Genomic DNA, 22,777 nt, shown 5'->3' on the forward strand with positions numbered 1-22,777 from the left:
ACAACGGCGCCGCGGCAAAGGCAGGGGCCCGGCAACGACCCGGCGTCGATCCCGGACGACACCGCCCTCAGCCCGAACGCCCCGGCAGAAACCCCGCCGACGAACGCCGCCCCCAGCCCGAACACCCCCGCCCGGCCCTCAGCCGACCGGGCCCTCCTCGACCACCCCTCGGCCGGTATCCCCCGCTGCCTGAAGATCCGCGTCCAACGCCGACAGGTCCGCGTTCAACGCCGCCATCAGCTCCTCCATCTGCTGCAACAGCCCTTTCGGCTGCCCGGTCCCGCCCTGCTGCGGCACGGTCTCTTCGGACATGACGGCCTCCTCGGCCCATGGCCCCCGGGGAGGCCGACGCGGGTGACGCCCCGGCGGTCGCCGGCCGGTGCGGAAGCCGGGGGCTCCGGCTCCGCCCGAGCCAACGATCATCACCGGGGCCGGTCACTGGCCGGGGCAGGCGGCACCCGCGGTATGCACGTAATTTCACCCGACCGGGGACCGCGCGGGACGGGGGACCGACCGCGTCGCACCGCACCCCCGGCGTGCAGGATGGAAGCATGGATCTCCGCATCTTCACCGAGCCCCAGCAGGGGGCCACCTATGACACGTTGCTCGCCGTCGCCAAGGCCACCGAGGACCTCGGTTTCGACGCCTTCTTCCGCTCCGACCACTACCTCCGCATGGGCTCCGGGGACGGTCTGCCCGGCCCCACCGACGCCTGGCTGACCCTGGCCGGACTCGCCCGCGAGACCAAGCGCATCCGGCTCGGCACCCTGATGACCGCCGGCACCTTCCGGCTGCCCGGCGTGCTCGCCATCCAGGTCGCGCAGGTCGACCAGATGTCCGGCGGCCGCGTCGAGCTCGGCCTCGGCACCGGCTGGTTCGAGGAGGAGCACAAGGCCTACGGCATCCCGTTCCCCAAGGAGAAGTTCTCCCGCCTCGAGGAGCAGCTGGAGATCGTCACCGGCCTCTGGGCGACGGAACCCGGAAAGACCTTCGACTTCCACGGCACCCACTACGACCTCACGGACTCTCCCGCGCTGCCCAAGCCCGTACAGAAGAAGATCCCCGTGCTCGTCGGCGGCCACGGCGCCACCCGCACGCCGCGGCTGGCCGCGCGGTACGCCGACGAGTTCAACATCCCCTTCGCCTCCGTCGAGGACAGCGAGCGCCAGTTCGGCCGGGTGCGCGCCGCCGCCGAGGAGGCCGGACGCGACGGCGACGATCTGGCCTACTCCAACGCCCTCGTCGTCTGCGTCGGCCGGGACGAGGCGGAGGTCGCCCGCCGGGCCGCCGCGATCGGCCGCGAGGCCGACGAGCTGAAGCTCAACGGCCTGGCCGGCTCCCCGTCCGAGGTCGTCGACAAGATCGGCCGCTACGCCGAGATCGGCGCCCAGCGGATCTACCTCCAGATCCTCGACCTGGACGACCTCGACCACCTGGAGCTGATCTCCTCGCAGGTGCAGTCGCAGCTGTCGTAAGGCAGGAGTCGCAGCTGTCGTGGGTCCGGCACGGCACGTAGGCCGTCCGGCGGATCGGGCCGTGGGGCGCGATCCGCCGGGCCTCCGTCAGGGCTTGCGGGCGACCGCCACGTAGAGGGGGATCTCCTCGCCCCCGCCGTCACCTCCGCGCGGTGCGCCGGCTTCGGGATGCCACCGCGCGGCCAGGACCACACCGGGGTCCACCAGCTCGAGGCCCGTGAAGAACTCCGAGAACTCTCCGAGGCTGCGCACCTGTGCCGCCGTGCCGCCCTTGCGGTACACCTCGACGACCCGCTCCCAGGTCTCCGGGTCGAAGTCGCCGGTCGCGTGGGACAGCGTCAAGTGGCTTCCGGGTGCCAGCGGTTCGAGGAGTTCTCGTACGAGCCGGAGGGGCTCGTCCTCGTCTCCCACCAGGTGCAGGAGTGCCACCAGGGAGAGGGCGATCGGCCGGCTGAAGTCGAGGGTCTCCCGGGCCGCTGCGATGATCTTTCCGGGATCCCGCACATCGGCCTGGACATAGGCGGTCCTCCCCTCCGGCGCGCTGTGCAGCAGGGCCTCGGCATGCCGGAGAACGATCGGATCGTTGTCCGCGTACACCACCCGGGCCTGCGGGGCGATCCCCTGGACGATCTGGTGGAGGTTCGGCTCGGTCGGGATGCCGGTCCCGATGTCGAGGAACTGGCGCATGCCCCGCTCGGCCAGCAACCGGGAGGCGCGGTGCATGAAGGCGCGATTGGTCCGCGCCATCGCGCTCACGGCGGGGAAGTGCGAGGTCACCTGCTCGGCCGCCGCCACGTCGACCGGATAGTTGTCCTTCCCGCCGAGGAAGTAGTCGTACATCCGCGCCGCATGGGGCTTGCTGGTGTCGATGGTGCTCACAGTCGCACATCCTCCCTCGAACGCCCGGTCGACCGGAGGCTAGCGAAAATTCCGGGGTCCCGTCGGCGCCCTCTCTGTACGGTGGCCGTATCCGCAGTTCAGACCACTGATCAAAGGTCGACCTACCGTGTTTCTGACCATCACCACGACCGGCACCCCGGAGCGCCCCGCCACCGATCTCGGCTACCTGCTGCACAAGCACCCCGAGAAGGCCCAGGCGTTCTCCACCTCCTACGGCACGGCTCACGTCCTCTACCCCGAGGCGGACGCCGGGCGCTGCACGGCGGCGCTGTTGCTGGAGGTGGACGCGGTGGCACTGGTCAGGCGGGGCAAGGGCAAGGGCCGGGGCGGCGCCCCGGACGCGGCACTCGCGCAGTACGTCAACGACCGCCCCTACGCGGCCTCCTCCCTGCTCGCCGTGGCACTGAGCAACGTCTTCTCCAGCGCGATGAAGGGCGTCTGCAACGCCCGGCCCGAACTGCCTGCCGTACCCCGGCCGTTGCGTATCGAGGTGCCGGCTCTGCCCGCCCGCGGCGGCCCCGGGCTCGTACGGCGGCTCTTCGAGCCGCTGGGCTGGACGGTCACCGCCGAGCCCGTGCCGCTGGACACCGAGTTCCCGCAGTGGGGGGACTCCCGCTACGTCCGGCTCGAACTGGAGTCCGTGGACCGCACCCTCGCCGAGGCCCTGCGCCACCTCTACGTCCTGCTCCCGGTCCTGGACGACGCCAAGCACTACTGGGTCGCTCCCGACGAGGTCGACAAGCTGCTGCGCGCCGGTGAGGGCTGGCTGCCCGGCCACCCGGAGCAGAAGCTGATCACCAGCCGCTACCTCGCGCGCCGCTGGTCGCTGACCCGTGCCGCGACGGAGCGGCTGGAGCTGGTGCGGCTGGCCGAGACGGACGACAGCGAGGTCGAGGAGATCGACAACGCGGTCGAGGCGGAGACCGAGACGGAGGAGCGGCCGACCCCGCTGGCCGTGCAGCGCCGGGAAGCCGTCACCGCCGCGCTCAAGGCGTCAGGGGCGGCCCGTGTCCTGGATCTCGGCTGCGGGCAGGGCCAGTTGGTGCAGACCCTGCTCAAGGACCCGGCGTTCACCGAGATCGTGGGCGTGGACGTGTCGATGCGGGCGCTCACCATCGCCTCCCGGCGGCTCAAGCTGGACCGCATGGGGGAGCGGCAGGCCGCGCGCGTCAAGCTCTTCCAGGGCTCGCTCGCCTACACCGACCAGCGGATCAAGGGTTACGACGCCGCCGTGCTCAGCGAGGTGATCGAGCACCTCGACCTGCCCCGGCTGCCGGCCCTGGAGTACGCCGTGTTCGGCTCGGCCCGCCCGCGCACGGTCCTCGTGACGACCCCGAACGTCGAGTACAACGTGCGCTGGGAGAGCCTCCCGGCCGGCCACGTCCGGCACGGCGACCACCGCTTCGAATGGACCCGTGCCGAGTTCCGGGCGTGGGCGGAGGCGGTGTCCGAACGGCACGGGTACGGCGTGGAGTTCGTCCCCGTCGGCCCCGACGACCCGGAGGTGGGGCCGCCCACCCAGATGGCCGTGTTCACCCTGACCACCCCGAAGGAGGCGAAGGCGGCATGACCGACGTACGCGAGGGGCGCGTCCTGCCCGTCACCGACCTCTCCCTGGTGGTGCTCGTCGGCGCCTCCGGCTCCGGCAAGTCCACGTTCGCCCGCAGGCACTTCAAGCCCACGGAGATCATCTCGTCCGACTTCTGCCGCGGCCTCGTCTCGGACGACGAGAACGACCAGGGCGCCACCAAGGACGCCTTCGACGTCCTGCACTACATCGCGGGCAAGCGCCTCGCCGCCGGCCGCCGCACGGTCGTGGACGCGACCAGCGTGCAGCCCGACGCCCGGCGTCAGCTGATCGACCTGGCCAGGCAGTACGACGTCCTGCCGATAGCCATCGTGCTCGACGTGCCCGAGGAGGTGTGCGCCGAGCGCAACGTGGGCCGCACCGACCGCGCGGACATGCCGCGCCGGGTCATCCAGCGCCACACCCGGGAACTGCGCCGCTCCCTCAGGCACCTGGAGCGTGAGGGCTTCCGCAAGGTGCACGTCCTGCGGGGCGTCGACGAGGTCGAGCACGCCACGATCGTCACCGAGAAGCGCTTCAACGACCTGACCCACCTCACCGGCCCCTTCGACATCGTCGGCGACATCCACGGCTGCGCCGCCGAACTGGAGTCGCTGCTCGGCAAGCTGGGCTACACCGACGGAGTCCACCCCGAGGGCCGGACCGCCGTCTTCGTCGGCGACCTGGTCGACCGCGGCCCCGACAGCCCGGGCGTGCTGCGCCGCGTCATGGCGATGGTGAAGTCCGGCAACGCCCTGTGCGTGCCCGGCAACCACGAGAACAAGTACGGCCGTTACCTGCGCGGCCGCAAGGTCCAGCAGACCCACGGCCTCGCCGAGACCATCGAGCAGATGGCGGGCGAGAGCGAGGAGTTCGTCGCCGAGGTGCGGGAGTTCCTCGACGGCCTCGTCAGCCACTACGTCCTCGACGGCGGCCGGCTGGTCGTCTGCCACGCCGGGCTGCCCGAGAAGTACCACGGCCGCACCTCCGGCCGGGTCCGCAGCCACGCCCTGTACGGCGACACGACCGGCGAGACCGACGAGTTCGGGCTGCCGGTGCGCTACCCGTGGGCGGAGGACTACCGAGGCCGGGCGGCGGTCGTCTACGGCCACACGCCCGTCCCGGAGGCCACCTGGCTCAACAACACCATCTGCCTGGACACCGGCGCCGTCTTCGGCGGCAAGCTCACCGCGCTGCGCTGGCCGGAGCGCGAACTGATCGACGTAGCGGCGGAGCGCGTCTGGTACGAGCCGGCGAAGCCGCTGCGCACCGAGGCCCCCGGCGGGCACGACGGCCGCCCGCTGGACCTGGCGGACGTGCACGGCCGCCGGGTCGTGGAGACCCGTCACCAGGGCCGGATCTCGATCCGTGAGGAGAACGCGGCCGCGGCCCTCGAGGTCATGAGCCGCTTCGCGGTGGACCCGCGGCTGCTGCCGTACCTCCCGCCGACGATGGCACCGACGGCGACCAGCAAGGTCGACGGCTACCTCGAGCACCCGGTGGAGGCCTTCGCGCAGTACGCGGCGGACGGTGTCGAGCGGGTCGTGTGCGAGGAGAAGCACATGGGTTCGCGGGCGGTGGCCCTGGTGTGCCGGGACGCGGAGACGGCCCGCAAGCGCTTCGGGGTGGACGGCTCCACCGGGTCCCTCTACACCCGCACCGGCCGCCCGTTCCTCGACGACGACTCCCTCACCGCGGAGATCCTCGACCGGGTGCGCACGGCGATCGGCGAGGCCGGTCTCTGGGACGAACTGGCGACCGACTGGCTGCTGCTGGACGCCGAGCTGATGCCCTGGTCGCTGAAGGCGTCCGGGCTGCTGCGGTCGCAGTACGCCGCCGTGGGTGCCGCGTCCGGCGCGGTGCTCCCGGGAGCACGGGCCGCGCTGGAGGGCGCGGCCGCGCGGGGCGTGGACGTGACCGGCCTGCTGGCCCGCACCCGTGAACGGTCCGCCGACGCCGCCGCGTTCACCGAGGCGTACCGGCGCTACTGCTGGACCACGGACGGCCTGGACGGTGTCCGCCTGGCACCGTTCCAGATCCTCGCCGTCCAGGGCCGCAGCCTTGCCGCCCTGCCGCACGACGAGCAGCTCGCCCTGCTCGACCGGCTCGTCGAGCACGACGGCAGCGGCCTGCTCCGGACGACCCGGCGGCTCTACGTCGACACCGCCGACCCGGAGTCCGTCCAGGCCGGTGTCGACTGGTGGCTGGAGATGACCGGCCGCGGCGGCGAGGGCATGGTCGTCAAGCCGGCCGGCGCACTCGTCCGCGACCCCCAGGGCCGCCTCGTCCAGCCCGGCATCAAGTGCCGCGGCCGCGAGTACCTGCGGATCATCTACGGCCCCGAGTACACCCGCCCGGAGAACCTGGCCCGTCTGCGCTCGCGGTTCCTCAACCACAAGCGGTCCCTGGCGATCCGCGAGTACGCCCTGGGTCTTGAGGCCCTGGACCGGCTGGCCGACGGCGAACCGCTGTGGCGGGTGCACGAGGCGGTCTTCGGCGTGCTGGCCCTGGAATCGGAGCCGGTGGACCCGAGGCTGTGAGCCGGAAGGACGGCCTCCGTAAGGTCGGGTCCGATCGATTCCGGCCAGGCTTGTCCCGCCTGGGGCGATCCTGGCCGGACGTCGTCCTTCCGGTCCCATTCGTCCCTGGTTAACCGCTGGTTGCCGTGCTAACTTCGCTGGTTGATCAGGCAGGTATACCGGCTCAGGGGGAAAGTCGGTGGAGACACACGCGGGGTTCGGCGAACCCGAGGGCGGGTCCGGGCGTGCGGACGGCTTACGGCTGCTGCTGGGGCTGACCAACGCCCTGTGCGGCCTGGGCTGTATGGAGGACGCGCAGGGGCGACTGCACTTCGGTGTCGTCCTGGGAGACCTGCTGGGGCGTCGGATCGACCTGCGTGGCGTCAAGTTGCGCGAGGACGTGGTGCTGCTGACGCGCGCCGCGCTGAACATGCCGGGCGGCGAACGCGTACTGGTCGAGGTGGTGCGGATCCTCGAAGGAGACCTGGCGGGCGACGAACTCGACCAGCTGCTCGACCAGTGGCTCGCGCCCGCCCCGCCCCCCGCCCTCCAGGGGCCCCTCTCCCGCGACGACGAGACCAGCGCCCGCGCCGTCCTCGCCAAGGGCGAACTCCCCGCCGCCCGGCTGCGCGACGCCCTGGTCGAGGAACTAAACGGCCTCGACCTGCCCACCGGACTCGCCCCGGAACAACTCCTCGCACACGTCCTGGACTGGAACGTGCAGCCGGACGGACTGCCCCCCGCCGTCCTGCTGATCGACCACGCCGCCCGGCTCGCCGCCACCCCCGGGCACCGCACCGCCCTGTCCGGCTGGGCCGACGACTGGGCCCGGCGCGTCGGCCTGACCGGACCGGTGGAGGAACGCCGGAAGGCCCGCGGCACGACGGAGAGCGATCCGGACATCCCGCGCTGCCTCGTCGTCGCCGTCGAACCGGCACGGGACGGCTCCGGCGAGGTCGTCGTCCGCCCCTGGCTCAACACCGTCCCCGGCCGCTGGGACCCGCAGCCCGGCGAACCCGCCACGACCACCCTCGACGAGCTCGGCACGGCCGTCCAGTGCGCGTTACGGCAGGGCGCCCGCCTCTGGTCGGCGCCCCACGAACCCGACCCGGGCGGACGCCGGCAGCCACCGCCGTACATCGAGTTCGTCCTTCCGTACGACCTCCTCAACCACGATGTGGCCGGTCTGACCTTCCGGATCGGCGACGGGCAGCCGCTGCCGCTCAGCCTGAAGTACGGGGTGCACCTGCGCAGCCTGGAGCGGATGCGCACGGACGACGCCCTGGTCCGGGACCAGTGGCGGGAGCGTTGGCGAACCCTGCGCGAACACGGCGTCCAGGTGCACGGCTGGCGCGAACCGGACGGCGGCCGGCTCGGCGCGTGGCAGGCCGGGCTCGCCGGGGAACCAAGACATACGGCGGTGGTGCTCGACGCCCCGGCCGACGTCCTGGCACTGGAGGCCCTCAAGGCCGCCATAGCGGAAGGGGTGGGGCTCGCGATCTGGGACCGCAGAGGCGTCTTCCGCGAGGAGCGCCGGGAAGTGGTGACCGCCCTGTTCGCCGCGGCGCCCACGCCGGCGAGGATCCCGGTGGCCGTACACCTCCTGCGCAGGAACGCCGAGAGCGAGGGCCGGGGCCCCGGCGAGCTGCTCGGCCGGCACATCGGCTTTTTCTGGGACGATCCGACACGTCCCGTTGACTTCCAGCCCACCGACCCAGGCGATCTCGCCAGCGAGGAGGCATCCGCATGAGCGCGCAGGAGCAGACGGTCCCGAACGGCTGGCGGATCTTCCACGGCACGGGCAGTGCCCCCGCCGTCCCGCCCGACTTGCCCGCGCCGCCGCCCTGGCGCCGCTTCCGTGGCGATCCGCCCCGGCCCGTGCCGGCGGCCGACCCCCAGGCCGCACTGCGCCGACTGGGCCCCGGCGACGTCACCCCGCAGCTGGGCGAGGAAGAGATCGATGTCGTCAACGCCGCGCTGCTGCTGCGCCGGCCCCTGCTGATCACCGGCCCGCCCGGGGTCGGCAAGTCCACCCTCGCCTACCTCATCTCCCGCGAGCTCGGCCTCGGCCGGGTCCTGGAGTGGAACATCGTCAGCCGCACCACCCTGCGCGAGGGCCTCTACGCCCACGACGCCATGGGCCGCGCCCAGGCCATCGCCGCCTGGCGGGCCGGCCTGCGGCATGCCGTGTCCCTGGAACCGGACGATGCCGACCCGGCCGCGGACGTCAACACCGCGCTTCCTCAAAAACCTCGTCAACTTCCCCCGGTTCTGGGCGACTTCATCACTCTCGGCGCCCTGGGGACCGCGCTGCTGCCCTACGATCGTCCCCGTGTGCTTCTCGTCGACGAGCTCGACAAGAGCGACATCGACCTGCCGAACGACCTGTTGCACGTCCTGGAGAACGGAAGCTATGACGTCCCCGAGCTGGTACGCGACGCCGCGGACAGCGCGCTCGTCCACACCAGCGACCCCGGGGGCCGCGCCGAGGTGCGCGACGGACGGGTCGAGTGCCGGGAGTTCCCGGTCGTGGTGATCACCAGCAACGGAGAACGCGAGTTCCCCGCGGCCTTCCGCCGGCGCTGTCTGCCGCTGGAGATGCGCACGCCCACCCGGGAGCAACTCCTGGCCATGGTCGAAGGGCACCTCGGAACCCGCCCGCAGGGCACGGAAGACCTCGTCGACCTGTTCGTTCAGCGGGTCCAGGCCGGCGGTACCCACTCCCTGGACCAGTTGCTCAACGCTGTCCAGATGACGACCGCGGGTGGTTTCCAGGCGGATGGTGACGGGCGTAAGCTCGTGGAAATGCTCCTGCGCGACCTCGCGAAGGGCCGCTGAATTGAAGGGCTATCCCAGGGAGCACGCATCCGGGCTCGGCGACGGATTCCCCGTTTCGGGGTCGTCGCCTCCTTCGGCGTTGCCCGAGTCCGCCGACCAGGCGGCAGAGCACGGAGCGCCGGTCCCGGGCGCCCTGGAACAGCCCGTCCCGCGCTGGCAGGACGTCGCCGACGCGGTCTGGCTCGCCGCGCACTGGAACCGCCACGGCGGCCCGGCCTCATCCCTCCCGGAGCCGGCGCAGGGCCGGACGGCCGCACCCCCGGCCCCGCCTCCCGCACGGCCGCGGGAAACGGCGGACGCCGACCAGCCGGACACCCCACCGGCCGGCCAGTCCCACTCCTCCGGCGCCACCCCTGACACCGCCCCCGACGCCGTACCCGCCCCGCACCCGCCCGCCACCGCCGACGTGCCGGCCACCCCCGAGGGCCTCGGCGACCGGCCGCGGCCGGGGACTCACGCCGCCCTGCCCGGAGAACCGGGCGTCGCGGCCCGTCTGTTACCCGACGCGGAGGGCCGTTTCACCCTGCGCCTCGGGCAGCCGCTGCTGCCCGCCGACGACCGCCCGCAGCAGGCCCCGGGCCGCACCACCGCCCGCTTCGCCCGCGCCCTGCACCAACTGGCCCGCCGTGTGCCGTCGCGCGACACCCTCGAGCTCGACGAGGAGACCACGGCCGAGCAGGGGATCATCGACGGCATGTGGATGCCGTTCCTGCGTCCCTCCCGTACGGCCGCCTTCGACCTGGTCCTGCTGGTCGACGACGCGCCCACCCTGCGGATCTGGGAGGAGTCCACCGCACGCCTCGCCGAGGCCGCCGAGCACAGCGGCGCCTTCCGGGCCGTGCGAACGGTCCGGGTGAACGTGCCGCGCACCGGGACCGCCACCCTGCGCTGGAGCGCCGGCCGGGCCGCCGCCGACCCCGCCGAACTCCTCGACGGACGCGGCGACCGCGTCTTCCTCGTGGTCACCGACGGGCTCGCCCACGGCTGGGCCGCGCCCGCCGCCGACGACCTGCTCGCCCGGCTCGCCCACGCGGGCCCCACCGCCCTGGTGCACCTGCTTCCGCCGCATCTGCGCCACCGCGCCTCGCTCTACCCGTATCCGGCCGTTCTGGAGGCCGGCGGATTCGGCGCAGCCAACGACGGACTCGAACACTGGGCGCCGCCGGGCGGTCCCGACCCCCTGCGGCCGCTTCCCGACGCGGGCGACGGCTCCGTGCCCGTCCCCGTGCTCTCCCTCAAGCCCGGCTCCCTCGCCGCCTGGGCCGACCTCGTCACCGGGGAACGCGGAGTGCGCCGCACCCTGCCCGTCGTCCTGGCCGGCACCCTCACCAAGGGCTCGCCCGCGCCCGGCCTGCGCGCCCCCCGTTTCCCGCGCGCCGCCAAAGCCGCCGTCCGCCGCTTCTTCACGCTCGCCACCCCCGCCGCGCGCCGGCTCGCCACCCAACTCGCCGCCGTCCCCTTCGAGTTCGACCTCGTGGAACAGCTGCGGCGGCGCACCATGCCGGAGACCGGCCCGGACCACCTCGCCGAGATTCTGATGGGCGGGCTGATCGACTGGGACAGCGGCGGCGAGGGGCGCCCCGAGTTCGCCGACGGAGTCCGCGAGGAACTGCTCGCCACCACCACCCGCAGCCAACTCGCCCACACCGTCAGCGTGGTGGGCGAGCTGCCCGCCGCGGGCGCCCGGGGTGTCGCGCTGCGCGCCGCCCTGCGCGACCCGATGGGCACCACGCTGCCCGACCCGTCCGAGCGGGGCTGGGCGCGCAGCGAGCTGGCCGTGATGCGCGCGCTCTCGGGGCCGTACTCCGAGCGGGCCCGCCGTATCGAGCCCGGTCTGTCCAGGGCCCGAGGGCCCGGTGACGCCGAACGAGTGAGTCCGGGAATGTCCGGAGCTGCAACTTCTGAGGTGAACCGCGCGGCTCCTGGGGGATCGTCCGACGGAACGGGAAGTCTGCCACCGTCGAACGCCCCCCAAGAAGCTGGAGAACCACCCGTGCCACCCCTGGTATCCGACGCCATCCCACAAGAACCCTCGGAGGCTGAGCCCCCCATGCCGAGCACCACGACCGGAACGCCCGCCGCCCTCCTGGTGAACGTGCCTCTGCGTAACACGTCGTTCGTCGGCCGGCAGGCGCTGCTGAGTGCCGTGGAGGAGCAGCTGGCGGCTCAGGACACGGCGGCGGTGCTGCCCAACGCCCTGCATGGCCTCGGTGGCGTCGGCAAGTCCCAGCTGGCACTCGAGTACGTCTACACCCACCAGCACGACTATCGGGTGATCTGCTGGATCCCCGCCGAGCGAGAGAGCCTCATTCTCGCCGCGCTGGCCCAGTTGGCGGCACAGCTGGGCGTCGCCCCCACCGGCCAGGACAGCCTCGGCGCCCCCGCCGCCAACACGGCCGTGCCGGCCGTACTGGAGGCGCTGAGCACCGGAACGCCGTACGACAGCTGGCTGCTCGTCTTCGACAACGCCGAGGACGTCGACACGGTGCGCCAGTACTTCCCGGCCAACGGACCGGGCAAGGTCATCGTCACCTCCCGGAACCGGGCCTGGGAAAGGGTGGCCACGTCGCTGCCGGTCAACGTGTTCGAGCGCGAGGAGTCGGTCGAGCTGCTCCAGCGGCGCTCGCCCGACCTGTCCGTCGCGGACGCCGGCCGGCTCGCCGAGGCCCTGGGCGACCTGCCGCTCGCGGTGGAGCAGGCGGGAGCCTGGCGCGCGGTGACCGGCATGCAGGTCGACGAGTATCTCGATCTGCTCGCGCAGCGCAGTCCCGAGATCCTCGAACTCGACCCGGCTCCCGACTATCCGGTCTCCGTCGCCGCCGCATGGGACATCTCGCTGGAGCGGATCAAGGAGAACAACCCCGGCGCCCGGCAGCTGCTCGACATCTGCGCCAGCATGGCTCCCGAGCCCATCCCGAGGGCGATGCTGCGCGGCAGCCGCGGCGTCAACGTCACGCCCGAGGTCGATCCCCTGTTGCGGGAGTCGATCAAACTCAACCGAGCCGTCCGCGACCTGAGCCAGTTCTCCCTGGTCCGGGTGGACCCGCGTTCCGACACCCTCCAGATGCACCGCCTGCTGCAGACGGTGCTCCTGGCCAAGCTGAGCGTCGAAGAGCGGGAGCGGATGCGCGACGCCGCCCATCAGCTGCTGTCGGCCGCCAAGCCCGGCCCCTCCGGCTCGTCACTGGAATGGCGTGCGTATCAGGCGCTGCTGCCCCACGTGCTCACTTCCCAGGCCGTGACGAGCACCGACACCTATGTGCGGGAGCTGGTCTTCGACACGGTGTGGTTCCTCTACTACTGGGGAGACCACGTGGGCGCCGCCGACTTCGCCCGCCAGGCCTGGAGCGCCTGGCTCGGCTCCTCGGGCGAGGAGGACCTGCACGTCCTCCGGATGACGAAGAGCCTCGGATTCCTGCTGCGGCAGAACGGCCAGGTCCCCGAGTCCATCCCGCTCACCGAGAAGGCCCTGGAGATCTCGCGCCGTACCGACATCGACTCGGAGAACCTGATCGACTCGCTGTGCGAGATGGCGGACGCCCGCGGCTATCAGGGTGGGTTCGAGGAAGCCCGGGCGCTGACGCAGGAGGCCACCGAGCTGGCCCGGTCCCTGTTCGGTCCGGACGATCCGATGACGCTGCGTGCCACCCACGCCTGGGGAGTCGCTCTGCGGTTGTGCGGCCGGTTCAGGGACGCCCTGCCGCTGGACCAGGAGAACGCCCAGCAGCGTGAACTGCTGTTCGGCCCTGCCAGCTTCTTCACCCTCAACACCCTCAACGCGCTCTCCATCGACATGCGCGAGAGCGGGGACTATCCCGGCGCCCGCGACTTCCAGGAGGACGCGTATCGCCGAGCGCGCAGTGAACTCGGTGAGGAACATCCGCTCACCCTGCGCATCGCCCGCAACCTCGCGGTCTGCCGACGCCGGGACGGGGCGCACGAAGAGGCGGCCAAGCTCTCGGACGAGACGTTGCGGCGCTTCGTCTCCCGCTATGGGCGGGATCACTTCGACGCCATGTCGTCAGCGACCAACGTCTCTGTCGACCGGCGCCTGAACGGTGACCTCGACGGCTCCCGGGAGCTGGCGGAGGAGACCCTGCGGCGATTCGAGCTGCGCCTCGGTGAGAGCCACGCGTACACCCTCCTGACCAAGGCGAACCTGGCCGCCACCCTGCGCGCCCTCGGCGCACTGGACCAGGCTCAGGAGCTGGAGGACGACGCGGCGGACCGGCTGGCCGCCGCCGTGGGGCCCCGGCACGTCACCACGCTGACCGTCGCCATCGGCCAGGCCAACACGGCCTACGCACGCGTCGACTTCGAGCGGGCGCACGAGATCGACCAGGCCAATCTGCCGCTGCTCGCCGAGATCGCCGGCGAGGAGCACCCGCTGACGCTGGCCTGCATGGCCAACCTCGGCCTCGACCTGCGAGGCCTGGGGCGCAAGGAGGAGGCCGACGAGCTGAAGCTCAAGGCGATGGACGGCTTCGCTCGCGTGGTCCGTGCCGACCACCCGTGGCAGAAGGCCGCACACCAGGGCCGCCGTATCGAGTGCGACATGGCGCCGATGCCGCTGTAGACGACAGTCTCGGCCGGGGTGGCACCCGTGTGCCACCCCGGACCGGTCAGCCCGCGTCCGTCACCGCAGTGGGGGGCGCGCCGTCCGAGGGGTGACGAGGCGCCGGGGCGTCGCCCGCGTGGTCCGGGAGAGCCAGACGCACCGGCACGACCTCGGCAGGGCCCGGGGCGCGGGTCGGCTCGTGGTCCGACAGGCGGCGCACCAGGATCAGCAGGGGCTGGGTGAGCAGCGTCGTGGCCAGGGCCATGAAGACCAGCACCGTGTAGAGGGGCTTGCTCACCAGACCCGCCTGGAAACCGGCGTTGAGGGCGATCAGCTCCGTGAGGCCGCGGGCGCTCAGCAGCACACCGACGGTCCGGGCGTCGTCACGGTCCAGTCCGCCCATCCGGGCCGCCACCACGCCGCTGCCGACCTTCGTGGTGACCGCCAGCACCGTCACCACCAGCAGCGTGATCCACCCGGTGGCATTCATGCTGTTGAGGGTGACGGACTGCCCGGAGAAGACGAAGAAGTAGGGCACCAGCAGCGAGCTGACGACATGCAGCGGCCGCAGCAGGTCGGGATCGAGGGTGCCGCCCTGCTCACGCGGGCAGACGATCCCCGCGAGCAGCGCACCGCAGATGGCGTGCAGCCCGAGGAACTGCGTCACGGACGCCGACGCGCAGGCGAAGCCGATGAGCACCGCCAGCCGCAGGGACGGCTCCATCCGGGTCCGCCACAGCAGCCTGCGCAGCACGGGCCGGGCCGCCAGCAGCATCAGCACGGCGAAACCGGCCGCGATGAGGGCCCGCCACTGCCAGCCCAGCGCGTGTTCACCGCTGTCGCTGTCCAGCATCGTCCCGGCCAGCACCGTCCACCCGATCACATCGAGCAGCCCGGCCGCGGACACCGCGAGGACGCCCGGCACCGTGTCGGCCAGGTTGTTCTCCCGCACGATGGCCGTCAGCACCGGTACGGCCGTTATCGACAGGGCGACCCCGGCGAACAGCACCATGCCGGTGGTGAGCGGGGGCATGTCCAGGGCCCGCAACTGCTCCCGGAACAGCAGCGCGCAGCCGCTGCCCACGACCATCGGGACCACGAACGCCGCCAGCGCCACCGTCACGACCGTGCGCGCCCGGTCGCCCAGGATCTTCAGATCCAGCTCGTACCCCACCGCGAACAGGAAGACCACCAGGGCGAACTGCGCGAGCCCGGTCAGCGCGGTGCCGATCTCCTGGGGGAACAGCATCCGGTAGGCATCCGGCGCCGTACTGCCGAGCAAGGAAGGACCCAGGGCGATGCCCGCTGTCAGCTGCCCCACGATGTACGGCTGCTTCAGCCGCTGGGCCACCCAGCCGGCGCCATGGCCGACCGCGAGGATCAGGGCCGAGGCGAACAGGAAATGCGTGACCACCGCGTCAGCGTTCACTGCGTCCCCCTGTGTCCGGTTGTCATGGCCGGTGGTTCGGCCGCGGGCGGGTCCTCGCACATGTGCTCGACCCCCAACCTCCTTATGATACTGGTAAGTTGACGGCGTAACGGCAGTCGTACACAACTCTGTACCGGTGTCACGGGGGGCACATGGGGACGGTCGTCTTCATCCATGGAACAGGGGTGCGCGAACCAGGCTTCTCGAAGCTTGCGGGGCGCGTGGCGGCCGGACTGACCGCCCTGCGCGAGGGACTACGCATCGTGCCGTACTACTGGGGCGGCACGCACGGCGCCACGCTCGCGGCGGGCGGCGTCAGCCTTCCCGCCGAGCCGGGCGGCACGGTCCGGGGCCTGGCCGAGGGTGACTCCGACGACGCGTCGCCCGACGCCTGGGCCGCCCTCTACACCGACCCGTACGCGGAACTCGTGCTCGCCGCGGCCGGTGCGCCGCGGGTCGTCGAGCGTCCGCCCGGCTCCCTGCCCCCTGACCAGGCGATACGGGCGGGTCTCAGCACCCTCGCGGCCCGGGGCGACGCTCCCGCCGCCGAGCTGGGTCCGGGGCTGGCCCGCGCCGCCGCCGACCTGGCCGCCCATCCGCTGCTCGCTCCCGCTGCCGTCGCCCTCGCCCCCGACGACCTCGCCGTACTCGCCGCCCGCAGTCTCACGGCGCGGGTCATCGCCGACGCCCTGGACTCCGACGCCCCGTTGGTGCCGGTCGGCGACAGCCGTGACGCCGTCGCCGACCGGCTCGGCGTGGCACTCGGTGCACAGCCCCGGGGCACGGAACGCGGGGTGCGCTCCCTGGTGCTGCGCGTCGCGGGTTCGGCGGCATCCCGTGCCGTCGTGCGCCGCCGCCGCGCCCTCACCGAGGCCGCCCACCCCGCCGCCGGTGACATCCTGCGCTACCTCAGCCGCGGCGAGGCTGTCCGCGCCGAGCTGCGTGACCTGGTCACGGGCCTCGAACCGCCCGTCACCCTCGTCGGCCACAGCCTGGGCGGCATCATCGCCCTGGACACCCTCATCTCCGCCCCGCTGCCGCAGGTCCGGCTCCTGGTGACGGCGGGATCCCAGGGGCCGTTCCTCTACGAGTCCGGATCCCTGCCCTCCCTCGAACACCCCGCGTGCCTGCCGTCGCACGTACCGGACTGGTTGAACCTGTACGACCCCCGCGACCTGCTCTCCTATCTCGGCGGCGGCCTGTTCCCCGGACGTGTCACGGACGTGGCGGTCGACAGCCGTCAGCCCTTCCCGGCCTCGCACAGCGCCTATTGGACGAACCCCGAGGTCTACCGGCACATCGTGGACCGGCTGCCGTGAACCCCGCCCGGGTGCACGCGCTGATCGTCGGTGTCGAGCGGTACGACGCCGGGTCCGGCTGGGACCTGCCCGGCCCGGCGCGGGACGCCGTCGCCTTTCACCGGCTGTTGCGGGAAGCCGGGGTGCCGGACGACCAGCTCCGGCTGCACCTCGCCCCGTTGCCGCCGTACACGCCCGGCGTTTCGTATCAGCCCGCCGACCACGCCACCTTGCGTCGCGTCCTCGTGCGCGAACTGCCCCTGGCCCAGGGCGATGTCCTCTGGGTGTGGTGGGGCGGGCACGGAGTCCTCGACCGGGCCGGGCACCTGCGGTTGTTCTGCTCGGACGCCAGTACCGCGGACAAGCTGGGAATCGACCTGGACTCCGCCCTCGAGCGGTACGCCGGAGACGCCGTACCGGCCTTCGGCGATCAGCTGTGGATCGTGGACGCCTGCGAGACCTTCGAGGAGGACCTGGCCTTCCGGGAGCAACTGCCGCCGGACGCCCTGCCGGTGGGGCGGCGCAACCTCGCCCATCGGCAGACGCTGCTGCGGGCGGCAGGGCGCGGGCGGGCCGCCGCCAACGACCCGGAGCGCGGTACCGGGCTCTTTTCCGAGATCCTGCTCGGGCTGTTGGCCGACCGAGCCGCCGTTCTGCCCGCGTTGCCCGATCCGGAGGGACTGTTTCCGGCCGTACGGGCACGTATCGCGGCCCTCAGGGAAGCGGGACGTACTCTGCAGTATCCGGAGATTCGGCTGCAGAGCCCCGAGCGCACCGAGATTGTGACGCCGACGCGGGTCGGCTCCGAAGCGCGTCCGGCCTCACCGCTCCAGCGGGCAGTGGACGCCGTCCTCGCCTATCCGATGATGGGGGATCCCACCGAACGGCAGACGGTCGTCGCCTCGTTGGACCCGCGTGTCACTGCCACGCTGCCCCGTCACAGCAAGGCCCGCACCGATGTCGTCGGTATCCTCAACCGGCTGGCCCGCGGGCGGTCCAAGGCCCTGTGGGAGCTGTTCGACGCCATGGTCGCCCTCGATGACGATCCGGACCTCAGGGGCGAACTGGACGCTGCGTTAAGGGAGTTCGAGGCCTCGATGACGCGTCCGCGTGATCGGAAATGATCGAGTGGCGTGATCGTACGGTTTTCGACCCGGGTTGGAATGGCCATGATGGAAAGGGACACAGGCACCGGGCATCGCGTGCCATCGTGCGAGAAGGGGGAGCACCTTGGACCAGCCGCCCGCTCTGTGCCACGCCGGAGCCGCCGTCCGTGAGCATGCCACCGCTGCGGGTACCGACGTCTGGGAGTCGGATCTTGCCGACCTGACGGGGCTGCCCCTGACCGCCCTGGACGGTGTCGCGCCGCTGGGACCCTCCGCCCGGCTGCTCGGGGAGGTACTGCGCGCACGCGGCAGCATCAGAGGGGGGAACGAGGGGACCGCCCGGGCCGAATAGCCCTCCAGTCCCCGACGGCAGGCGGCCAGGGAGCCTCGCAGACCGCCGGGGCCCTACTTCCTGACCCCGACCGGAGGTCCCGCATGCCCAGCGAGCCGCGCCACGCCCCGTTCCGCATGCCCGAACGGCTCTTCGCGGAACTGGCCGCGGGAGGGGGCTCCGCCGAGGCCGTCGCCTTCCTCGAACGGGCGGAGCGGGCGCGCAGGCTGCTGCTTCTGCGGACTCTGCTGGAGGGACTCGGCACGCTGCGGACGCCGCTGAGCCCGGCCGCCGAGGCCTGGGACGTCCTCAAGGAGGCCGCCGCCGCGGCACCCGGGCCGGTCGACCGGCTGCTGCTCGCCCCGGCGACCGGCGGGTGGCTCGCCCATGTGCTGCGCCGGCTGCACGGCACCGCGTCGGGCCCGCCGCTGTGGGCGGAGGCCGGGCACCTGTGCGCCCTGGCCGTCGCGGCGGCGCTGCGTGCCGGTACGCGGTCGGACCTCAGGGTGCCCCTCACCGACGGCGGACTGTCGCTGCCGGGGCTGGGACTGGCCCGACTCACCGGAGCGGAAGGCGGATTGACGGTCGCCCGCGCCCGGACGAGCGGGGGCGAGTTGACGCTGTCAGGCCCGGGCCGCGACGGCGGCAGCGTCGCCGTGACGCTCAGCCCGGCGACGCAACCCCTGCCGAGACCGACGGCGAAGGTCCTCGCCACGGACACCACCCCCGCCTGGTCACCCCTGCGTACCCTCACCCACGCCACTCCCGCCGGAACCGTCGCCATCCCCCTCGAAGACCTCGACCCCTACCGCGACCTGGACGACCCCTTGCCGCCCGCACGGCTCGACGCCGACGAAGCCGAGGCCTGGCAGCGGCTGTTCGAGGAGGCCGTCGCGCTGCTCGCCGCACCGGGCGGCGAAGGGCCGGGCCGGTTCGACCCCGGCGCGATACGGGCCGTGGTGCCCTGGGGGCGTACCGGCACACTGCCGCCCGCGCCGCCCACCGTCCTGGTGTCCGCCTCCAGCGGTGACTCGTTCGGGGCCATGGTGATCGCCCGGCCGTCGTCCACCGTGGCGCTCGCCGAGACCCTGGTCCACGAGTTCCAGCACAGCAAACTGGCCGCCCTGCTGCACCTGTTCCCGCTGCTCGACGACGACCGGGAGGAGCGCTACTACGCCCCCTGGCGGCCCGACCCGCGCCATCTCACCGGTCTGCTGCACGGGGCGTACGCCTTCACCGGTGTCGCGGGCTTCTGGCGGGACCGCATGGCGGTGGCGCGGGACGACGGGGCGGCCGACATCGCCGGGTACCACTTCGCGCTGCGCCGCCTGCAGAGCCGGCTCGTCGTACGCACCCTGCTGGTGGAGGGGCGTCTCACCCCGCAGGGCCGGGCCCTCGTGTCGGGGCTCGCCCGTACGCTCGACGGCTGGCTGCGCGAGCCGGTCCCGTACGCGGCGCTCACCCGGGCCCGGACGGCCGCGGCGCTGCACCGCACCGAGTGGCGCCTGCGCAATGTCGCCCCGCCCTCCTCCGGCTCCGGAGGCCCCCGCTTCCGCCCCGACCGCACCTCCTGGCCGGACGTCCGCACCCACGCCTTCGCCGCCCGCCCCGTCGCCCCGCACACCGCCGACGAGCAGCTCGCCGCCGGGGACGCCGCCGCCGCGCTCGCCCGGTACGCCGACCGACTGGCCACCGATCCCGCCGAACCGCACGCCCTGGCCGGCTGGATCGTCGCGCGCGCCGTGCTCGAACCGGGGCGGACGACCCGGCGGATGCTGGCCCGGCCGGAACTGCTCCAGCCGCTGCCCAGCGGATGACCGGGCTGGTTGTCGTCACGGAGACGCAAACAAGAGTTCGTGGAAACGCGCGAGCAGCGCGTCAACGGGCGCCGCGATGGTCAGGATGGAGGCATGGCATACCACGTCCACTCCGAGGCCGGGCGGCTGCGCCGCGTCATCCTGCACCGGCCCGATCTCGAGCTCAAAAGGCTCACCCCCAGCAACAAGACCTCGCTGCTCTTCGACGACGTGCTGTGGGTGCGCAGGGCCCGCGCCGAGCACGACGGATTCGCCGACGTGCTGCGCGACCGGGGCGTCGCCGTCCACCTCTTCGGTGACCTCCTGGCCGAGACACTCCAGGTCCCGGCGGCCAGAACCCTCGTCCTGGACCGGGTCTTCGAGGAGAAGGAGTACGGCCCTCTGGCCACCGACCACCTCAGAGCCGCCTTCGAGAACCTGCCCGCGCGGGAACTGGCCGAGCTCCTGGTCGGCGGCATGACGAAACGCGAGTTCCTGGACGGGCACCCGGAGCCGACCTCGGTGCGCTTCCACGTCATGGACCTGGACGACTTCCTGCTGGACCCCCTGCCCAACCACCTCTTCACCCGCGACACCTCCGCCTGGATCTATGACGGCGTCTCCATCAACGCCATGCGCTGGCCCGCCCGGCAGCGCGAGACCGTGCACTTCGAGGCGATCTACCGGCACCACCCGCTGTTCCGGGACGAGACCTTCCACGTGTGGTCCGAGGGACAGGCCGACTACCCGTCGACCATCGAGGGCGGGGACGTACTGGTCATCGGCAACGGGGCCGTCCTCATCGGTATGAGCGAGCGCACCACACCGCAGGCCGTCGAGATGCTGGCGCACAAGCTGTTCGCCGCCGGTTCCGCCGAGACGATCGTGGCCCTCGACATGCCCAAGCGGCGTGCCTTCATGCACCTCGACACCGTGATGACGATGGTCGACGGCGACACCTTCACCCAGTACGCGGGCCTCGGCATGCTCCGCTCGTACACCATCGAGCCGGGCGTCGGCGAGAAGGAGCTCAAGGTCACCGATCATCCGGCGGAGCACATGCACCGCGCGATCGCCGCCGCGCTCGGCCTGAACGAGATCCGGGTGCTGACCGCCACCCAGGACGTGCACGCCGCCGAGCGCGAGCAGTGGGACGACGGCTGCAACGTCCTGGCCGTCGAACCGGGCGTCGTGGTCGCCTACGAACGGAACGCCACGACCAACACCCACCTGCGCAAACAGGGCATCGAGGTGATAGAGATCCCGGGCAGCGAGCTGGGGCGGGGCAGGGGCGGGCCGCGCTGCATGAGCTGCCCCGTGGAACGGGAGCCCGTGTAGACGGCGCCGGCAGAGGCCACCCGGACCGGCCCCGTATAGACATGCTGAGCTTCGTATAGTATTCCAGGAGTCTGTGTCCCCGTATCCCTGGAGCGCCCCCATGGCGACAGCCCCGAGCGCCCTCGCCGGCCGCCACTTCCTCAAGGAGCTGGACTTCACCGCGGAGGAGTTCCGCGGTCTCGTCGAGCTGGCCGCCGAGCTGAAGGCCGCCAAGAAGGCCGGGACCGAGACCCAGTACCTGCGGGGCCGGAACATCGCGCTGATCTTCGAGAAGACCTCCACCCGCACCCGCTGCGCGTTCGAGGTCGCGGCCGCCGACCAGGGCGCCTCGACCACGTACCTCGATCCGTCCGGCTCGCAGATCGGTCACAAGGAGTCGGTCCGGGACACCGCGCGGGTGCTGGGCCGGATGTACGACGGGATCGAGTACCGGGGCGACAGCCAGCAGAAGGTCGAGGAGTTGGCGGCGCACGCCGGGGTGCCCGTCTTCAACGGGCTCACCGACGACTGGCACCCCACCCAGATGCTGGCCGACGTGCTGACCATGACCGAGCACTGCGCCAAGCCGCTGACCGAGATCGCCTTCGCCTACCTGGGCGACGCCCGCTTCAACATGGGCAACTCCTACCTGGTCACCGGCGCTCTGCTCGGCATGGACGTGCGTCTGGTCGCGCCGAAGGCCTACTGGCCGACCGAGGAGGTCGTCGACCGGGCCCGCGCGCTCGCCGAGAACAGCGGCGCCCGCATCACGCTCACCGAGACCCTGGACGACGGCGTCCGTGGCGCCGACTTCGTCGCCACGGACGTCTGGGTCTCCATGGGCGAGCCGAAGGAGGTCTGGGACGAGCGCATCACGGCCCTCGGCCCGTACGCCGTGACCATGGACGTCCTGCGCGCCACCGGCAACCCGGACGTGAAGTTCCTGCACTGCCTGCCGGCCTTCCACGACCTGGGCACCAAGGTCGGCCGCGAGATCCACACCTCGCACGGCCTGGCGTACCTCGAGGTCTCCGACGAGGTCTTCGAGTCGGCCCACTCGGTGGTCTTCGACGAGGCGGAGAACCGGATGCACACCATCAAGGCGGTCATGGTGGCGACCCTGGCCTGAACAGGCCTTACGCCGACCGGCGCCGCTGAGCCGGTACCGCGGACAGCCTGAACCACACCGCCTTGCCGGACTCGGTCGGCCGGTGCCCGCACGACGAGCTCAGGGCGCGGATCAGCAGCAGCCCGCGCCCGTGCTCCTGCCAGGGGTCGGGCGGCCCGCCTGCCGGGCGGGTGAGGTCGCCGGGCGGGGCCGGGTCGGTGTCGTGCACCTCGACCTGACATCCCGACGGCATCAGCTCCACCACCAGCTCTATCGGTGCCTCGCCGGGGGTGTGCTCCACCGCGTTGGCCACCAGCTCCGCCGTGAGCAGCTCCGCCGTGTCGCAGTCGGCCCCGTGCTCCAGCTCGGCCAGCGCCGTACGGACCAGGGCACGGGCCACGGGCACGGCCGCGACGGTGTGCGGCAGCGCGATGCGCCAGGAGGCGGGGGCTGAGGGGAGTTCGTACAAGGCGGGTCCGTTCATGGAGCAGGACATCCTGCTTTCAACCTGATGAATGGTACGGCGCCGCTCTTC

Annotated in this window: 16 protein-coding genes; 12 read left to right on the top strand and 4 right to left on the bottom strand. The window is 72.3% G+C overall.

The features are described 5' to 3' along the window. Window positions 1-138 precede the first annotated feature (138 nt). Window positions 139-312, bottom strand: a complete 174-nt coding sequence (locus tag OHU35_RS32125; RefSeq protein WP_189721724.1) for a hypothetical protein — start codon at window positions 310-312, stop codon at window positions 139-141. A gap of 239 nt (window positions 313-551) precedes the next feature. Between OHU35_RS32125 and OHU35_RS32130 the strand changes: the two genes are divergently transcribed. Next, window positions 552-1,475, top strand: a complete 924-nt coding sequence (locus tag OHU35_RS32130) for an LLM class F420-dependent oxidoreductase (protein WP_405507754.1) — start codon at window positions 552-554, stop codon at window positions 1,473-1,475. An 87-nt stretch (window positions 1,476-1,562) separates the two neighbouring features. Here OHU35_RS32130 and OHU35_RS32135 read toward each other — a convergent pair whose 3' ends face one another. Then, complete coding sequence (locus OHU35_RS32135; protein WP_405507755.1) at window positions 1,563-2,354, bottom strand: SAM-dependent methyltransferase; 792 nt, start codon at window positions 2,352-2,354, stop codon at window positions 1,563-1,565. A gap of 127 nt (window positions 2,355-2,481) precedes the next feature. Here OHU35_RS32135 and OHU35_RS32140 point away from each other — a divergent pair, with 127 nt between their 5' ends. From OHU35_RS32140 to fxsT, 5 genes are all read left to right on the top strand, one after another. Next, complete coding sequence (locus OHU35_RS32140) at window positions 2,482-3,945, top strand: 3' terminal RNA ribose 2'-O-methyltransferase Hen1 (RefSeq protein ID WP_359888736.1); 1,464 nt, start codon at window positions 2,482-2,484, stop codon at window positions 3,943-3,945. Then, entirely contained in the window at window positions 3,942-6,482 is a 2,541-nt protein-coding gene (locus tag OHU35_RS32145; protein WP_405507756.1) for a polynucleotide kinase-phosphatase, read from the top strand. Before OHU35_RS32140 ends, OHU35_RS32145 begins: the two co-directional genes overlap by 4 nt. Window positions 6,483-6,660: 178 nt before the next feature. Further along, window positions 6,661-8,211, top strand: coding sequence for an effector-associated domain 2-containing protein (locus tag OHU35_RS32150; protein WP_405507757.1), 1,551 nt, complete (start codon window positions 6,661-6,663; stop codon window positions 8,209-8,211). Next, on the top strand, window positions 8,208-9,299 hold the full coding sequence (locus OHU35_RS32155; protein ID WP_359888730.1) for an AAA family ATPase: 1,092 nt from the start codon (window positions 8,208-8,210) through the stop codon (window positions 9,297-9,299). Before OHU35_RS32150 ends, OHU35_RS32155 begins: the two co-directional genes overlap by 4 nt. A 1-nt stretch (window position 9,300) precedes the next feature. After that, on the top strand, window positions 9,301-13,875 hold the full coding sequence (fxsT, locus tag OHU35_RS32160) for an FxSxx-COOH system tetratricopeptide repeat protein (protein WP_405507759.1): 4,575 nt from the start codon (window positions 9,301-9,303) through the stop codon (window positions 13,873-13,875). A gap of 46 nt (window positions 13,876-13,921) precedes the next feature. Here the strand turns inward: fxsT and OHU35_RS32165 are convergent, their stop codons facing one another. Continuing rightward, window positions 13,922-15,286, bottom strand: a complete 1,365-nt coding sequence (locus OHU35_RS32165) for a cation:proton antiporter (protein ID WP_229872774.1) — start codon at window positions 15,284-15,286, stop codon at window positions 13,922-13,924. Window positions 15,287-15,471: 185 nt separating this feature from the next. Here OHU35_RS32165 and OHU35_RS32170 point away from each other — a divergent pair, with 185 nt between their 5' ends. From OHU35_RS32170 to argF, 6 genes are all read left to right on the top strand, one after another. Next, a complete protein-coding gene (locus OHU35_RS32170; RefSeq protein ID WP_405507760.1) occupies window positions 15,472-16,605 on the top strand; it encodes a hypothetical protein in 1,134 nt (377 codons plus the stop codon). Continuing rightward, window positions 16,602-17,708 (top strand): effector-associated domain 2-containing protein, encoded by a 1,107-nt coding sequence (locus OHU35_RS32175; protein ID WP_359888720.1) that lies wholly within the window; start codon window positions 16,602-16,604, stop codon window positions 17,706-17,708. Before OHU35_RS32170 ends, OHU35_RS32175 begins: the two co-directional genes overlap by 4 nt. Window positions 17,709-17,814: 106 nt before the next feature. Beyond that, window positions 17,815-18,042: a hypothetical protein gene (locus OHU35_RS32180; protein WP_189721715.1), complete on the top strand. Its 228-nt coding sequence runs from the start codon at window positions 17,815-17,817 to the stop codon at window positions 18,040-18,042. A gap of 83 nt (window positions 18,043-18,125) precedes the next feature. Beyond that, window positions 18,126-19,838, top strand: a complete 1,713-nt coding sequence (locus tag OHU35_RS32185; RefSeq protein ID WP_359888717.1) for an HEXXH motif domain-containing protein — start codon at window positions 18,126-18,128, stop codon at window positions 19,836-19,838. Between the two features lie 93 nt (window positions 19,839-19,931). Next, entirely contained in the window at window positions 19,932-21,155 is a 1,224-nt protein-coding gene (locus tag OHU35_RS32190; protein ID WP_189721713.1) for an arginine deiminase, read from the top strand. Between the two features lie 100 nt (window positions 21,156-21,255). Further along, entirely contained in the window at window positions 21,256-22,263 is a 1,008-nt protein-coding gene (gene argF / locus OHU35_RS32195; RefSeq protein ID WP_189721712.1) for an ornithine carbamoyltransferase, read from the top strand. 7 nt (window positions 22,264-22,270) lie between these two features. Here argF and OHU35_RS32200 read toward each other — a convergent pair whose 3' ends face one another. Further along, window positions 22,271-22,738, bottom strand: coding sequence for an ATP-binding protein (locus tag OHU35_RS32200; protein ID WP_189721711.1), 468 nt, complete (start codon window positions 22,736-22,738; stop codon window positions 22,271-22,273). Window positions 22,739-22,777: the final 39 nt, after the last annotated feature.

Source organism: Streptomyces purpurascens (assembly GCF_045040895.1).
GTDB lineage: Bacteria > Actinomycetota > Actinomycetes > Streptomycetales > Streptomycetaceae > Streptomyces > Streptomyces purpurascens.

What these genes read in the sequence shown, in the direction of transcription:
- OHU35_RS32125 (WP_189721724.1), bottom strand. Translation starts at nt 312, where the DNA reads ATGTCCGAAGAGACCGTGCCGCAGCAGGGCGGGACCGGGCAGCCGAAA.
- OHU35_RS32130 (WP_405507754.1), top strand. Translation starts at nt 552, where the DNA reads ATGGATCTCCGCATCTTCACCGAGCCCCAGCAGGGGGCCACCTATGAC.
- OHU35_RS32145 (WP_405507756.1), top strand. Translation starts at nt 3,942, where the DNA reads ATGACCGACGTACGCGAGGGGCGCGTCCTGCCCGTCACCGACCTCTCC.
- OHU35_RS32155 (WP_359888730.1), top strand. Translation starts at nt 8,208, where the DNA reads ATGAGCGCGCAGGAGCAGACGGTCCCGAACGGCTGGCGGATCTTCCAC.
- OHU35_RS32185 (WP_359888717.1), top strand. Translation starts at nt 18,126, where the DNA reads ATGCCCAGCGAGCCGCGCCACGCCCCGTTCCGCATGCCCGAACGGCTC.
- OHU35_RS32190 (WP_189721713.1), top strand. Translation starts at nt 19,932, where the DNA reads ATGGCATACCACGTCCACTCCGAGGCCGGGCGGCTGCGCCGCGTCATC.
- argF (WP_189721712.1), top strand. Translation starts at nt 21,256, where the DNA reads ATGGCGACAGCCCCGAGCGCCCTCGCCGGCCGCCACTTCCTCAAGGAG.
- OHU35_RS32200 (WP_189721711.1), bottom strand. Translation starts at nt 22,738, where the DNA reads ATGTCCTGCTCCATGAACGGACCCGCCTTGTACGAACTCCCCTCAGCC.